Below are 14,440 nucleotides of genomic sequence, written 5' to 3'. Positions count from 1 at the left end.
TGGGATTTGCTATACTAAGCCGTTTTTAAAATCAGGTTATTTTTATGGCGGCTTTATCTATTCAGGAACGCAAGCGTTTACGTCAAATCGGTCATGCACTCAATCCGGTTGTGATGATTGGCGGACAAGGGCTTACTGAAAATGTCATTGAAGAAACCACGCGTGCGTTAAACGACCACGAACTGATTAAAGTGAAAATTGGCGGTGAAGACCGTGAAGCACGTGCAGCTGTAATTGAGGCAATTGCAGAAGCGACTGGTGCAGAAGTGGTACAGACCATTGGTAAAATTGCCCTGCTGTATAAAAAAGCCAAACCGCAAAATCCAAAATTATCGAACCTGGTTCGTCACGCGCATCTGGCAAAATAATTTTTCCTTATGGCAAGTTATGAACTGAGTGCTTTTGATCGCCGTTTTCAGGCCATCTCCCTAGTCGGGGCGATTGAGCAGCAAAGCCCGTTTAACCTGAATATTGGTTACTGGCTGCGTGATCCGAACCAGTATGTGCAGTGGCCCGATCTGGTGTCTGCGCATCCGCGTCAGGATTTTCTCTGGCAGAACACCTGTTTTGAAGTGTTTATTGGGGTTCATGGGGAAGATTTTTATCGTGAAATTAATCTTTCTCCATCTCAAGCCTGGCAGGCCTATCAGTTTGAGGAATATCGCTATCCGGAAGATATGCCGCCGCAAGCCGCCTATGATATTGAGCTCAACCAGCTGAAACGCACCCATTATGGACTGAATGTCAGTCTGGACTTGGGCGAATTCATGGCCAAGCATAAATTAAAGTGGTCGGATCTGTTCATTGGTTTAACTGCCGTGTTAAACACTTCTGAAGGTGAACACTATTACGCCATGCAGCACAGCAGCCCACAGGCCGATTTTCATAACAAGCGCGATTGGCTGCATCAGTTCTAGGCATTATGTCTGAACTAAAACGCAGTATAAAAAAAGTGAGGCACATGACCTCACTTTTTTATTGCCTGCATCGCACGCACCCGCTACAACACGCCTTAGCTTTTAAGGGTGGTGTCGGTTTCAGAAGCAGGTGCCGCCTCTTTTGCTGGTACAACTTTTTTCCAGGTTTCCAAGGTATGTTCTTTGGAGCGCTTGAAGGTTTCGGTTAACTGGTCTTTATGCTTGACTGAAATCTGGCTGACATCGGCTTTAAGCTCTTTGCCAATTTTATTCAAATCTTCAATCACCGCATTAAACTCGGTTTTCACAAACTCTTTCAGTTCACCAAGATCTTTTTGTGAGCTGCCAAAATGCTCCTTGAGCGATTCAATTTTCTGTAGCAGCTCTTTCTTGAGCTGACTGAGCTGCTCCTGCACGCTGCCATTAAATTTTTTCGCTTCGGTCTGCAGTTTTTCCTGGGTCTCCCCGACTGCTTCAGTAACCTGCTGCTTGGCCTCTTGCGCTGCCTGTTCAAGCTTTTCAGTGCCTTCTGCCACCACGTCTTTTAAGGAGTTTTTAGCCGCTGGCTGTTTTTGTTCTGCTGTCATTGCCGTTCACCCGCCTGTTATTATGAAAGACCATAGCATAGTAGAAACAGATAAAATTTAAGTTTTGATTTGTTAGACAATTATTAAATGCTTACATTTCTGTGACATTGCGTGACAAACATGCTTTTGCACCAAAAGAATACTTTTTTATTGGATATTCCGCTTCAATAACGTGGACTTTTTCAGAGTTGGTGCGTATAATGCGCTGTTAAGTTCAAGCGAGCAGATGTGAGGAGGGTAGGTTGTATAGTAGCCTTCCTTTTTTTTCGTCTACTCGCTTTTTTACAGCCTAAATTTCAGGAGCTTTGGTTTGAGCACCCCCGCCATTTTAGCCCTTGCCGACGGTACGATCTTCAAAGGAACGTCAATCGGTGCATCGGGTAGTACGACTGGTGAAGTCGTTTTTAACACTGCCATGACTGGCTATCAAGAAATTTTGACTGACCCGAGTTATGCACAGCAACTTGTGACTTTAACTTACCCACATATTGGTAACACAGGTTGTAATGAAGAAGACGCAGAATCTGGTCGTATTCATAAAGTATGGGCCAACGGATTAATCATTCGTGATCTGCCTTTATTGCATAGCAACTTCCGTTCTACACAGTCTTTAGCGGATTACCTGAAGCAACACAATGTGGTTGCCATTGCCGATATCGACACGCGTAAACTGACTCGCATTTTACGTGCAAAAGGTGCGCAAAACGGTTGTATTCTGGCTGGTGAAAATATCACTGAAGAAGAAGCAATTGCAAAAGCACGTGCATTTGGCGGCTTAAACGGTTTAGACCTTGCAAAAGAATGCTGTGACCCGAACGGTTTTGAATGGACCGAAGGCTCATGGGAACTTGGCAAAGGCTTTACTCAACCTGAACTTAAATTCCATGTGGTTGCATACGACTACGGTGTCAAAACCAACATCCTGCGTATGCTGGCAGACCGCGGCTGTAAACTGACCGTTGTGCCTGCACAAACCCCTGCTGCTGACGTACTTGCGTTAAATCCAGATGGCGTGTTCCTGTCGAACGGCCCTGGCGACCCAGCTGCTTGTGATTATGCAATTGAAGCTGTAAAAACTATTGTTGAAACCACCAATCTCCCTGTGTTTGGTATCTGTTTAGGTCACCAGATTCTTGCTCTGGCTTCTGGCGCAAAAACCATGAAAATGGCGCACGGTCACCACGGTGCCAACCATCCTGTACAAAACATCGAAGATGGTACAGTGATGATTACCTCGCAAAACCACGGCTTCGCAGTGGATGAAAGCAACCTGCCAGCAGTCTTGCGTGTTACCCACCGTTCACTGTTCGATGGTACTAACCAGGGTATCCACCGTACAGACAAGCCGGCATTCAGCTTCCAGGGTCACCCTGAAGCCAGCCCAGGTCCACACGACTGTGCCCCACTGTTCGATCATTTCATCGAACTTCTTGAAGCAGCTAAGAAGTAATTAAGGAGCAAATAATGCCAAAGCGTACGGATATTAAAAGCATCTTAATTATTGGTGCTGGTCCTATTGTTATCGGTCAGGCCTGTGAGTTTGACTACTCGGGTGCTCAAGCCTGCAAAGCGCTGCGTGAAGAAGGTTACCGCGTCATTCTGGTGAACTCGAACCCGGCGACGATTATGACTGACCCGACAATGGCGGATGCAACCTATATCGAGCCAATCACCTGGCAAACCGTTGCAGCGATCATTGAAAAAGAACGTCCAGATGCAGTTTTACCAACCATGGGCGGCCAGACTGCACTGAACTGTGCCCTTGCTCTGGATGCCAACGGTATTTTAGAAAAATACAATGTTGAGCTGATTGGCGCGACTAAAGAAGCGATTGAAAAAGCAGAAGACCGTAAACTGTTTGACGAAGCAATGCGTAAAATTGGTCTGGAATGTCCAAAAGCTGCGATTGCGGAATCTATGGAAGAAGCGCTGGACATTCAGGCGCGCTTCGGTTTCCCTGTGATTATTCGTCCATCATTCACCATGGGTGGTTCTGGTGGCGGTATCGCGTACAACCGCGAAGAATTCCTTGAAATCTGTGAACGTGGTTTCGACCTGTCTCCGACTCACCAGTTATTGATTGATGAATCACTCATTGGCTGGAAAGAATACGAGATGGAAGTTGTTCGTGACAAAAACGACAACTGTATTATCGTCTGTTCAATCGAAAACTTTGACCCAATGGGCGTGCATACTGGTGACTCCATCACAGTTGCTCCGGCACAAACATTGACCGACAAAGAATATCAACTCATGCGTAACGCGTCTTTAGCGGTACTGCGTGAAATTGGTGTAGAAACCGGTGGTTCTAACGTTCAGTTCGGTATTAACCCGAAAGATGGCCGTATGGTTATCATTGAAATGAACCCGCGTGTATCGCGTTCATCTGCCCTTGCGTCTAAAGCAACAGGTTTCCCGATTGCGAAAATCGCAGCGAAACTGGCAGTGGGTTATACCCTGGATGAGCTGAAAAACGACATCACTGGCGGTACAACTCCTGCATCGTTCGAGCCATCAATTGACTACGTTGTAACCAAGGTTCCACGTTTCAACTTCGAAAAATTCCCGCAAGCAGATGCAACACTGACGACTCAGATGAAATCTGTGGGTGAAGTAATGGCAATTGGCCGTAACTTCCAGGAATCTGTCAACAAAGCCCTTCGTGGTCTAGAAGTCGGTGCTTCTGGTTTTGATGAAAAAATCGAAGTGGGTACTGAAGGCGCACGCGAGAAAATCCTGCAAGAACTTAAAGTTCCAGGCCCAGAGCGTATCTGGTACGTGGCCGATGCCTTCCGTCATGGCTTCACTTTAGACGAAGTATTTGAAGCGACCAAAATTGACCGCTGGTTCCTGATTCAGATTGAAGACATTATCAATACTGAAAACCAGATCAAAACTTTAGGTTTCGGCGACTTAAACGCAGACAATATCCGTGCGTTCAAACGCAAAGGTTTATCGGATCTGCGCATCGCCAACCTGATGGGTATTTCACAAAAACAATTCCGTAAACACCGCTGGAACCTGGGCGTGACTCCGGTTTACAAACGTGTGGATACATGTGCGGCAGAATTCGAATCTGATACCGCTTATATGTATTCAACTTACGATGAAGAATGTGAATCGAATCCATCTGCGAAAGACAAAATCATGGTCATCGGTGGTGGTCCTAACCGTATTGGTCAGGGTATCGAATTCGATTACTGCTGTGTACACGCGGCGCTTGCGATGCGTGAAGACGGTTTTGAGACCATCATGGTGAACTGTAACCCTGAAACGGTTTCTACTGACTATGACACCTCAGATCGTCTGTACTTCGAACCAATTACTTTGGAAGATGTGCTTGAAATCGTGCGTACCGAGAAGCCTAAAGGCATTATCGTACAGTACGGTGGTCAAACACCGCTGAAACTGGCGCGTGCGTTAGAAGAGGCTGGTGCACCAATCATTGGTACATCTCCAGATGCGATTGACCGTGCCGAAGACCGTGAACGTTTCCAGCAAATGATTCAACGTCTGCAACTGCGTCAACCAAACAACAGCATCGTAAAATCTGCTGAAGAAGGTATTGCTGAAGCGGCGAAAGTGGGCTATCCACTGGTGGTACGTCCATCATACGTACTAGGTGGCCGTGCGATGGAAATCGTGTACAACGAAGAAGAGTTGAAGCGTTACTTACGTGATGCCGTTCAGGCGTCGAATGATGCCCCTGTTCTTCTTGACCGCTTCCTGGATGATGCGATTGAAGTTGACGTAGACTGCGTATCTGACGGTAAGGATGTGGTGATCGGCGGGATCATGCAGCACATTGAACAGGCGGGTATTCACTCAGGTGACTCTGCATGTTCGATTCCACCTTACTCGTTATCAAACGAAGTACAGGACGAAATGCGTCGTCAAACCGTAGCGATGGCCAAAGAGCTGGGCGTTATCGGTTTAATGAACGTACAGTTCGCGGTAAAAGGCGATGACGTTTACATTCTGGAAGTGAACCCACGTGCTTCTCGTACCGTGCCGTTCGTATCTAAGTGTATCGGTGAATCATTAGCGAAAATTGCTGCACGTTGTATGGCGGGTCAATCTCTGGAGTCACAAGGCTTCACAACCGAGATTATTCCTGAGCACTTCTCTGTTAAAGAAGCGGTGTTCCCATTCAACAAGTTCCCGGGTGTTGACCCAATCCTTGGCCCTGAAATGAAATCTACAGGCGAAGTAATGGGTGTGGGTAAAACTTTTGGTGAAGCATTCTACAAAGCTGTGTTAGGCTCGAATGAACGCTTACCAGGTTTGCCAACCGAAGGCGAAATCAAGCATGCATTCATTTCAGTACGTGATTCTGATAAACCACGTGCAGCAGGTATTGCCAAACAGCTTGCAGACTTTGGCTTCAAAATTATCGCTACCGGCGGTACTTATGATGTGATCAAAGCCGCAGGAATTGAATGTGAACGTGTGAATAAAGTAACTGAAGGTCGTCCGAATATTGTGGACCGCTTGAAAAATGGCGAAATTCACCTCATTATCAATACCACTGAAGGCAAACAAGCGCAGCAGGATTCATTCTCAATCCGCCGTTCTGCCCTGCAAGGTAAGGTCTATCATACGACTACCCTGAATGGTGCCGATGCGGTATGCCAAGCGTTAGCCATTAAATTGCCGATGGATGTTTATCGTTTGCAAGATTTAAGCAAAGGTTAATTGTCTACCGAGAAGTCCCGTCACCTCTCGGTGGCGGGCTTTTTTTCATTTATAGAGCTGTATTTTTCTAATATTCAACTTGAGGGACAACAATGCAACGTTATCCTATGACTCCTGAAGGCAAAGTCGCCTTAGAGAAAGAATTACACCAGTTAAAAACTGTTGAACGCCCACGTATTACTGCTGCGATTGCAGAAGCACGTGAACACGGCGACCTAAAAGAAAATGCAGAGTATCATGCAGCACGTGAGCAGCAAGGTTTCTGTGAGGGGCGTATTCAAGACATCGAAGGTAAACTCGGTGCTTGCCAAGTCATTGATGTAAAAGAACTTGAGCAAAATGGTCGTGTTGTATTTGGGGTAACAGTAACCATTGAGAACCTGGACACTGAAGAACGCAAAACTTATAAAATCGTTGGCGATGACGAAGCAGACTTCAAGATCAATAAAATCTCTGTGAACTCTCCTATTGCTCGTGGTCTTTTAGGTAAAAATGAAGGCGATGAAGCAAAAATTGTAACACCACAAGGTGAAGTTGAGTACGAAATCGTCAGCGTTGAATACATCTAATCCTTAGATGGTTTGACATCCCAAAGCCCCTCTTCTGAGGGGTTTTTTTATTATCTTTAAAACAAAAGTTCACGAAAAAATTACAGCAAATGTATATGCTTTAATAGTCAATATTTTTCTATAAATTTTAAAATGCAGCTTATTTGGTTCCGTCAAGATTTAAGAATTCATGATCATGCAGCTCTTTGGCATACTCGCGAAGCTGGCCCTTGCATTGCCTTAGTCGTGCTATCGCCAAAACAATGGCAAGTGCACAATGATGCGCTAATTAAAATTGACTTCTATTTAAGACAACTGAATCATCTAAAAAATGAACTTGCCACGTTAAATATTCCACTTGTTATTTTAACTATTCCATTATGGAAAGACCTGCCAAATCAATTATTAAGCTTATGCCAAAATCATAATATTCAAGCTGTTCATGCCGATATAGAATTGGGTGTAAATGAATTAAAACGCGATGCTCAAACTCAACAGCTATTAGAAAAGAATAATATTCGTTTTGAGTTGTATCATGACCGAACTATTTTCCCTGTTGGAAGCATTCGTAATAAAACTGGTCATCCATATCAAGTATTTGGTGCATTTAAAAAGCAATGCTATGAGAAACTCAGCATAAGCTTGCCACAATGCTACCCAACTATTGAGGTTCAAAAACCAATTCCACAGCACAATGACTTTACAAGAGAAGTTCCACAATTAAGTGATATTTACTCAGATTCAGAAGAAAAAGTAATCAGCGAAAACCTACAAAATCTTTGGCAAATTGGTGAGCATCATGCTTGGGAACTTTTAGATGAGTTTATTGAAAATCAAGTTGAGTATTATCATATTGAACGTGATTTCCCGAATTTGAATAGCACGAGCAAACTTGCAGCTTATTTAAATATTGGCATTCTTTCTATTCGCCAATGTTTACAAGCTTTGTTTCGCCACAGTCACGGCTGTATGGAATTTGAAAACAATGGGCAACAAATTTGGTTAAATGAACTCCTTTGGCGTGAGTTTTATCAGCATATTTTATTCGACTACCCTCGCGTATCGAAAAACTTACCATTTAAATTAGACACTCAACGCATTGTATGGCGCAATGCTCCTGAAGATTTACAGGCTTGGCAGCATGGGCAAACAGGTATCCCAATTGTAGATGCTGGCATGCGACAGTTACTTGCAACGGGTTGGATGCATAACCGTGTTCGTATGATTTGCGCGATGTTTTTAAGCAAAAATTTACTGATAGATTGGCGTTTAGGCGAATCATGGTTTATGCAGCATTTAATTGATAGTGATTTGGCTGCCAATAACGGTGGATGGCAGTGGTGTGCATCTACAGGAACAGATGCTGCACCGTATTTCCGTATTTTCAACCCTGTAAGTCAGTCGCAAAAGTTTGATGCAAATGGCGATTATATTCGTCAATGGGTACCTGAAATTTCACATTTAAATGCGAAACAAATTCACGAACCTTATGCGAAAAATCCACAACTAAAATTGGATTATCCAAAACCGATTGTAGATTTAAAAAGCAGTCGTGTTCGTGCAATTGAGGCCTTTAAGCATTTGAGTTAACTTCGGCTATAATGGCGTTACGCTTGTTCTTTGATTGCTCTTATGGCTGAACCCTTAATTAATTCCCCTGTTAAGCATTGGTGTGAATTCGAATTTATTTCTAAAACTATGAAAAACCCTAATATTCACATTAAGGGAAACTATTCTTATTATTCTGCTTATTGGGATCAGGGTTTTGAGCGTTGTGTTGTGCGTTATTTGCATGACAAGCCTTCTACGCCTGAGAAGCCAATTGATCAGCTTTATATTGGCAATTTCGTGTGTTTTGGGGCGGAATGCGTGATTATGATGGGCGGTAATCAGTTACACCGAACTGACTGGATTTCTGCCTTTCCGTTTGATACGCGCAGTTTTGTACCTGCTGGCGATACTGTTATTGGTGATGGTTGCTGGATTGGCTCACGTGCCATGATTATGCAAGGCGTGACGCTGGGTGAAGGTGCAATTGTGGCAACTGGTGCGGTCGTAACAAAAGACGTTCCACCTTATGCCGTGGTGGGAGGAGTTCCTGCCAAAATTATTAAATATCGCTTTCCACAAGAAGATATAGAAAAACTGCTTTCCCTTAAAATTTACGAGATGGATGAAAAGCAGTTTTTAAAGATGCGGGAACAGTTACAGACAGAGGATGTTGCTGCTTTGGTTGATTATTTCAAAGACTGCTGATTATTCCCTTGGACTTTTGCTTAGGCCAAGCATCAGGTCAAAACTTTCATCTAATCGATATTAAAACTCAAAAAACCTAAGCTAAACTCACTCTAAAGCCAGACTTAATGAAATAAGCCTTCAACTTTAGTGTAAATTGCTGATTAATTACTCAAAAACATGTTAAATTAGAAAGGCTTAAACTTCCTTAAAAATAATTATCCCTATGAAATTACTGGGTTTTATTATTTAAAAATAAGCGCTAAGATAAGATTAAGGCAATAGAAAGTGTTCCCTCAATTTTTTATTGTTGAATGACACAATAAGGAGAAATAACGATGGCATTTCAACACATTTTAGTTCCAGTGGACGGTTCTGAAACTTCTTACGCAGCAGTTGCCAAAGCAGTCGAGCTTGCCAAAGCTTTCGGCAGTAAAGTAACCGTTGCACAGGTGTTAACACTCGATCCATATATTGCATCAGAATACATTTCAGCAGGCCAGACCAATGACCTGATTGAACGTGCGCGTGTGTCTATTCTCAAAACACTGGATGAAGCCAAAGCAAAATTCCAGGAACAAGGTGTAGCAGTTGAGTCTCGTCTGCTTGAAGGTCAAGTGATTCATCGTGAAATTGCACGTGCTGCAACTGAAATGAATGCAGACCTGATTGTGATGGGTTCTCATGGCCGTACCGGTTTGAAAAAGTTATTCCTCGGTAGCGTCGCGCAAAGCGTACTGGGCGAAGGTAATGTTCCTGTACTCATCGTACGTTAATCTTTCCTCCAGAAAATTCCCTGTACCTGCGGGTATGGGGAATTTTTTATTTTTAGGGCTGCCATTGATACTGCTTTAAGCTCACCTTGTTATTCAGGACCACTACACCCTCCTGTATCAGTTTTAACGCCTGTATATTTTCACCCTGCGCATTGATTTTGCTTAGGCTAATTTTCCCTTGCGCATTTAGCACCCGATGCCATGGCAACACATGCCCCGGTGCCAGATGTTTCAGTACATAACCCACCAGACGCGCATGTTTCGGCAAACCGGCCAGTTTTGCAATCTGACCATAGGTGGCAACTTTACCAGGTGGAATCTGGGCAATCACCGCGGTGATATAAGCGGCCAACTCCTGACTGGGACGTGCTGGAATAGACATAAAAAGAATCTTAGAGTGTTGAAATCTATTGGGATGAAAAGCTGTGCTGGTTAGAAAAGCTAGGCTTAAAAAACTAGAGGACATGCAGTTGCACATTCTCCTGTATTCACCTTGAGTTAAAAAGCGGATGCAACGCTTTAGATGGCTTGTCCAAAGGTATCGCAATCATTCATATTGCCCGACTTCAGACCAGTATTAAACCATTGCACGCGCTGGGCACTGGTACCATGGGTAAAGCTATCCGGCACTACTTGTCCACTCGAACGTTTCTGCAAATAGTCATCACCAATTTTATGTGCGGCATCCATCGCTTCCTGCACATCACCCTGTTCCAGGAATTGAGTACGCTGATGGTTATGATGCGCCCAGACACCGGCCAGACAATCGGCCTGAAGTTCCTGACGAACCGATAACTGGTTGCCTTCGACCTGACTGGCACGCTGACGCATCTGCTGTACCTGTCCGGAAATCCCCAGAATGGTCTGAATATGATGGCCGACTTCATGTGCAATCACATAAGCCTGGGCAAAATCTCCAGCCTGATCCTGACGCGATAATTCGGTCTGGTTCTGCTCGCCGGAAATTCCCATCTGGGTGCGCATATCTTTAAAGAAACCAGTATCTAAATAGACTTTCTGATCGGCCGGGCAATAAAACGGCCCCATGGCAGCGCTGGCATTGCCACAGGCGGAACTGACCGCACCATTAAACATCACCAGTTTGGGTGGCACATATTGCTGATTCAGCTGCTCGGCAAACACCTGCGTCCAGGTATCTTCGGTATCGGCCAGAATAGTGCCAATAAACTCCATCGATTCCTGCTGCTCCGGCGTCGGATTTTCCAGACCACGCGTTTCCGCGCTCTGCCCCTGATTAGTCACCTGTTTGGTGGCCTGATAGGCTGTTTGCGGATCGACCCCAAAAAACTTCCAGGCCACAAAAGCCACCACCAGACCCAGAATACTGATTCCGCCGGCTTTGGCACCGCCACCACCGCGACGATCTTCTACATTGCTACTGACGCGACGACCTTTCCAACGCATAGCAATCTCCTTATTATCTTTATCTCTTGGCTAGAATTTTACATAGTTTAAGAGGCTTTGGAACGTGGCCAGACCTTTTTCACCAGACCAATTAGCGCCACCACAATCAAACCGGCAATAAAGCCCACAGCAAAATTGATCAAGGTTGGAGTAAGCGCACCAAAAATACTGCCGATATTGGGAATTTCCTGCACGTATTCCACACTGTCTTCGGTAAAGTGATGTACCAATGGAATAGCGTGGTTGATAATCCCGCCGCCCACCAGGAACATGGCCAGAGTCCCGACAATCGACAGGATTTTCATCAAGATTGGCGCAAAGGCCAACAAGCCGCGCCCGACCGACTGTTTAAAATTAGAAGCCTGTTCCGAGAGATGCAGCCCAATATCATCAATCTTGACAATAAATGCCACTAACCCATAGACCCCAATGGTCATGGCGATGGCAATAATACTCAGCACTGTGACTTTTACACCAAAGGCCGCGGTAGCTACAGTACCCAAGGAAATGACAATAATCTCTGCCGAGAGAATAAAGTCGGTCCGGACTGCCCCTTTGATTTTTTCATTTTCAAACGTGGCCAGATCGGTTTCGGTTTTAATTAATTCCTGCTGCGCTTCTTCGGCAGTTTTGGCTTTTTTCTTGTGCAAGGAATGCAGAACTTTTTCAACCCCTTCATAACATAAGAATAAACCGCCCACGACCAGTAACGGGTTAATCAGCCACGGCGCCACCACGCTAATCAGTAGAGCTAAAGGCACCAGAATCAGTTTATTGACAAAAGAACCTTTGGCCACGCGCCAGACCACCGGCAGTTCCCGCTCCGAACGTACACCGCTGACCTGCTGGGCATTCAGGGCCAGATCATCACCGAGTACACCGGCCGTTTTCTTTGCGGCCATTTTACTCATGACCGCCACATCATCTAAAACAGTGGCAATATCATCTAATAATAGTAATAAGCTACTCGCCATAATTTTTATCCTTATCGTGTTCTAGGCTTATTCTAAGGAGAAATCTTCCAAAACTCTGTATTTACTTAATTAATAAATCTTTAAAATTTCCAGACAATTGTTGATTCTGTTCGGCTTATCCCGTGACATTCAAAAATATTATGCCGTACAATGTAGCCCAATCATCGGTATAGAAATGTCGTAACAACGACTTGGAAGAGATAATGAGTAATCAAGATAATCGTCCTGTTATTTTGACTGGCGACCGTCCAACCGGACAACTTCACCTCGGTCATTTTGTAGGTTCTTTACGTTCACGTGTAGGTTTACAGGATTCTCACCATCAACACCTTTTACTTGCCGATGCTCAAGCCCTGACTGATAACGCCGACAACTTTGAAAAAGTACGTCGCAATATTATTGAAGTGGCGACCGACTACCTGGCGGTGGGCATTGACCCGACCAAAACCACCATTTGTGTTCAGTCTTGCCTGCCGGCCTTGAATGAACTGACTATGCTGTATTTAAACTTTGTCACTGTGGCACGTTTAGAGCGCAACCCGACCATTAAATCTGAAATTCAGATGCGCGGTTTTGAACGTGATATTCCAGCCGGTTTCCTGTGCTATCCGGTTGCCCAAGCGGCCGATATTACCGCGTTTAAAGCGACTGTAGTGCCCGTGGGTGAAGATCAGATTCCTATGATCGAACAGACCAACGAAATTGTACGCCGCATTAACCGTCAGGTGGGTCAGGACCTGCTGCCTGAATGTAAAGCGCTGCTGTCGAATGTAGGCCGTTTACCTGGTTTTGATGGTAAAGCCAAAATGTCAAAATCATTGGGCAACACCATTGTGCTCGATGCTACTGACAAAGACATTAAAAAAGCAGTAAATGCCATGTACACTGACCCGAACCACCTCCGCATTGAAGATCCGGGTCAGGTTGAAGGCAACGTGGTATTTACCTACCTAGATGCTTTCGATCCGAACAAAGAAGAACTGGAAGAATTAAAAGCCCATTATCGCCGTGGTGGTCTGGGTGATGGTACCGTGAAAAAACGTCTGGAAGGCATTTTAAAAGAGCTGATTGGTCCAATCCGTGAACGCCGTTTAGAACTGGCCAAAGATCCGGATTACATCATGGATATCTTAAAAAGCGGTACCGATAAGTGCCGTGACATTACTCAAGCCACTTTAGATGAAGTTAAAGCCGGTTTAGGTGTGTTCCGCTTCTAAGCAGCCATGCTGATCTTGAAAAGCCTTTCCTCGCGAAAGGCTTTTTTATGCCGTGTTTACAATGATGGAGAAAATATGGAGAGAAATGTCACACAATTTTTATAGAAGCAACAATCTTTAACATGAATTTACCTGAACGCTGCTGAACCTGGCCTGATGCCGGCGTATTCTAGTCACATGTTCTAGGAGCAATCCTAATTCATAACATTTCTCCTTTACCGAAACTGTGCAAGCAGATTCGTTGTTCTACGCAATGATCACCCCAATCATTGCGTATTTTTTTGCCTAAAATATGCAGGTTTTTGAGACAAAAACGCGACCTAATGCTATGCTAGGCGCATTCAATAATAATATATATTGAATATCAATAATTTAAACACAACAGAACAATAGAGTATTCAGTTATGTGGGATTTGCTCACTCACCCTTCCAATCTGATTTTTAGTGTCTGTATCTGCCTGCTGTTTTTCTTTGCCCTGCTGGAAGTGTTTCTGTTACTGGTCGGCGGCGGCAGTCAGGGCATTCTGGACCAGTTCCTGCCAGATGACTTAATTCCGCATAAAGATGTGGAAGTGAATATTGATGGTTCTAGTGGCCTGTTGGTCCAGTTTTTAGACTGGCTGTACATTGGCCGGGTACCGCTGCTGATCTGGCTGATTATTTTCCTGACCTTATATGGTCTGTCTGGCCTGATTTTACAATCTGTACTGTTTCAATGGACCGGACAATATATTACAGCCTGGATAATGGCACCGGCCTGTCTGTTTCTGAGCATGCCTCTGGTGCGTTATAGCGCCATGCTGATTGCCCGCATTTTACCGCAAGATGAAACCACCGCCATTTATAGTGACGAGCTGATTGGCCGCACAGCCACCATTATTTTAGGTGTGGCCACTCCAAACTCTCCGGCAGAAGCCAAAGTGCAGGATCAGCATGGTCTGACCCACTATATTCTGGTAGAACCGGAACAGGACGAAAGTTTTCAACAGGGTCAATCCGTAATTTTAACGGGGAGAACCAAAATTGGCTTTTATGCCATGCATTTAAATTAACAACTGAAAAACAC

General features: G+C 44.6%; 14 protein-coding genes. 10 read left to right on the top strand and 4 right to left on the bottom strand.

What is annotated here, in order from left to right; all coding sequences use genetic code 11:
- Positions 1–44: 44 nt before the first annotated feature.
- Together yhbY and FTU50_RS02480 are read left to right on the top strand one after the other, a co-directional pair.
- A complete protein-coding gene (gene yhbY, locus FTU50_RS02485) occupies positions 45–368 on the top strand; it encodes a ribosome assembly RNA-binding protein YhbY (protein WP_005176314.1) in 324 nt (107 codons plus the stop codon).
- Positions 369–377: 9 nt separating this feature from the next.
- Positions 378–917, top strand: a complete 540-nt coding sequence (locus FTU50_RS02480) for a DOMON-like domain-containing protein (protein ID WP_075167187.1) — start codon at positions 378–380, stop codon at positions 915–917.
- A 95-nt stretch (positions 918–1,012) separates the two neighbouring features.
- Here FTU50_RS02480 and FTU50_RS02475 read toward each other — a convergent pair whose 3' ends face one another.
- A complete protein-coding gene (locus FTU50_RS02475) occupies positions 1,013–1,504 on the bottom strand; it encodes a hypothetical protein (protein ID WP_005176311.1) in 492 nt (163 codons plus the stop codon).
- A gap of 310 nt (positions 1,505–1,814) precedes the next feature.
- Between FTU50_RS02475 and carA the strand changes: the two genes are divergently transcribed.
- The 6 genes from carA (at position 1,815) to FTU50_RS02445 (ending at position 9,758) form a co-directional block, all read left to right on the top strand.
- Entirely contained in the window at positions 1,815–2,954 is a 1,140-nt protein-coding gene (carA, locus tag FTU50_RS02470; RefSeq protein WP_005176309.1) for a glutamine-hydrolyzing carbamoyl-phosphate synthase small subunit, read from the top strand.
- 14 nt (positions 2,955–2,968) lie between these two features.
- On the top strand, positions 2,969–6,199 hold the full coding sequence (carB, locus tag FTU50_RS02465) for a carbamoyl-phosphate synthase large subunit (protein ID WP_180046089.1): 3,231 nt from the start codon (positions 2,969–2,971) through the stop codon (positions 6,197–6,199).
- A gap of 92 nt (positions 6,200–6,291) precedes the next feature.
- Positions 6,292–6,768: a transcription elongation factor GreA gene (gene greA / locus FTU50_RS02460; protein WP_016659940.1), complete on the top strand. Its 477-nt coding sequence runs from the start codon at positions 6,292–6,294 to the stop codon at positions 6,766–6,768.
- A gap of 132 nt (positions 6,769–6,900) precedes the next feature.
- On the top strand, positions 6,901–8,337 hold the full coding sequence (locus FTU50_RS02455; RefSeq protein WP_016659939.1) for a deoxyribodipyrimidine photo-lyase: 1,437 nt from the start codon (positions 6,901–6,903) through the stop codon (positions 8,335–8,337).
- A 42-nt stretch (positions 8,338–8,379) separates the two neighbouring features.
- Complete coding sequence (locus tag FTU50_RS02450) at positions 8,380–9,003, top strand: CatB-related O-acetyltransferase (RefSeq protein WP_005176296.1); 624 nt, start codon at positions 8,380–8,382, stop codon at positions 9,001–9,003.
- Between the two features lie 317 nt (positions 9,004–9,320).
- Positions 9,321–9,758: a universal stress protein gene (locus FTU50_RS02445; RefSeq protein ID WP_005176293.1), complete on the top strand. Its 438-nt coding sequence runs from the start codon at positions 9,321–9,323 to the stop codon at positions 9,756–9,758.
- Between the two features lie 52 nt (positions 9,759–9,810).
- Here FTU50_RS02445 and FTU50_RS02440 read toward each other — a convergent pair whose 3' ends face one another.
- The 3 genes from FTU50_RS02440 to FTU50_RS02430 all read right to left on the bottom strand — a co-directional run bounded on the left by FTU50_RS02440 (position 9,811) and on the right by FTU50_RS02430 (position 12,157).
- Positions 9,811–10,140 carry an MGMT family protein gene (locus FTU50_RS02440; protein WP_168390664.1) on the bottom strand — a complete coding sequence of 110 codons (330 nt, stop codon included), beginning with the start codon at positions 10,138–10,140 and terminating at the stop codon, positions 9,811–9,813.
- Positions 10,141–10,277: 137 nt separating this feature from the next.
- Positions 10,278–11,183: a neutral zinc metallopeptidase gene (locus tag FTU50_RS02435; protein ID WP_016659937.1), complete on the bottom strand. Its 906-nt coding sequence runs from the start codon at positions 11,181–11,183 to the stop codon at positions 10,278–10,280.
- 47 nt (positions 11,184–11,230) lie between these two features.
- Positions 11,231–12,157 (bottom strand): DUF808 domain-containing protein, encoded by a 927-nt coding sequence (locus FTU50_RS02430; RefSeq protein ID WP_075174426.1) that lies wholly within the window; start codon positions 12,155–12,157, stop codon positions 11,231–11,233.
- A gap of 203 nt (positions 12,158–12,360) precedes the next feature.
- Between FTU50_RS02430 and trpS the strand changes: the two genes are divergently transcribed.
- Both trpS and FTU50_RS02420 read left to right on the top strand, forming a co-directional pair.
- Entirely contained in the window at positions 12,361–13,374 is a 1,014-nt protein-coding gene (gene trpS, locus FTU50_RS02425; RefSeq protein ID WP_075167197.1) for a tryptophan--tRNA ligase, read from the top strand.
- 404 nt (positions 13,375–13,778) lie between these two features.
- Positions 13,779–14,426 (top strand): YqiJ family protein, encoded by a 648-nt coding sequence (locus FTU50_RS02420; RefSeq protein ID WP_168382433.1) that lies wholly within the window; start codon positions 13,779–13,781, stop codon positions 14,424–14,426.
- Positions 14,427–14,440 lie beyond the last annotated feature (14 nt).

The sequence above is a fragment of the Acinetobacter sp. YH12112 genome (genome assembly GCF_013418945.1).
Classification (GTDB): Bacteria; Pseudomonadota; Gammaproteobacteria; order Pseudomonadales; family Moraxellaceae; genus Acinetobacter; species Acinetobacter indicus.
This window is presented reverse-complemented; position numbering and strand designations above follow the sequence as displayed.

What these genes read in the sequence shown, in the direction of transcription:
- FTU50_RS02475 (WP_005176311.1), bottom strand. Translation starts at nt 1,504, where the DNA reads ATGACAGCAGAACAAAAACAGCCAGCGGCTAAAAACTCCTTAAAAGAC.
- FTU50_RS02445 (WP_005176293.1), top strand. Translation starts at nt 9,321, where the DNA reads ATGGCATTTCAACACATTTTAGTTCCAGTGGACGGTTCTGAAACTTCT.
- yhbY (WP_005176314.1), top strand. Translation starts at nt 45, where the DNA reads ATGGCGGCTTTATCTATTCAGGAACGCAAGCGTTTACGTCAAATCGGT.
- FTU50_RS02480 (WP_075167187.1), top strand. Translation starts at nt 378, where the DNA reads ATGGCAAGTTATGAACTGAGTGCTTTTGATCGCCGTTTTCAGGCCATC.
- carB (WP_180046089.1), top strand. Translation starts at nt 2,969, where the DNA reads ATGCCAAAGCGTACGGATATTAAAAGCATCTTAATTATTGGTGCTGGT.
- FTU50_RS02435 (WP_016659937.1), bottom strand. Translation starts at nt 11,183, where the DNA reads ATGCGTTGGAAAGGTCGTCGCGTCAGTAGCAATGTAGAAGATCGTCGC.
- greA (WP_016659940.1), top strand. Translation starts at nt 6,292, where the DNA reads ATGCAACGTTATCCTATGACTCCTGAAGGCAAAGTCGCCTTAGAGAAA.
- FTU50_RS02455 (WP_016659939.1), top strand. Translation starts at nt 6,901, where the DNA reads ATGCAGCTTATTTGGTTCCGTCAAGATTTAAGAATTCATGATCATGCA.
- trpS (WP_075167197.1), top strand. Translation starts at nt 12,361, where the DNA reads ATGAGTAATCAAGATAATCGTCCTGTTATTTTGACTGGCGACCGTCCA.
- FTU50_RS02440 (WP_168390664.1), bottom strand. Translation starts at nt 10,140, where the DNA reads ATGTCTATTCCAGCACGTCCCAGTCAGGAGTTGGCCGCTTATATCACC.
- FTU50_RS02430 (WP_075174426.1), bottom strand. Translation starts at nt 12,157, where the DNA reads ATGGCGAGTAGCTTATTACTATTATTAGATGATATTGCCACTGTTTTA.
- FTU50_RS02420 (WP_168382433.1), top strand. Translation starts at nt 13,779, where the DNA reads ATGTGGGATTTGCTCACTCACCCTTCCAATCTGATTTTTAGTGTCTGT.
- FTU50_RS02450 (WP_005176296.1), top strand. Translation starts at nt 8,380, where the DNA reads ATGGCTGAACCCTTAATTAATTCCCCTGTTAAGCATTGGTGTGAATTC.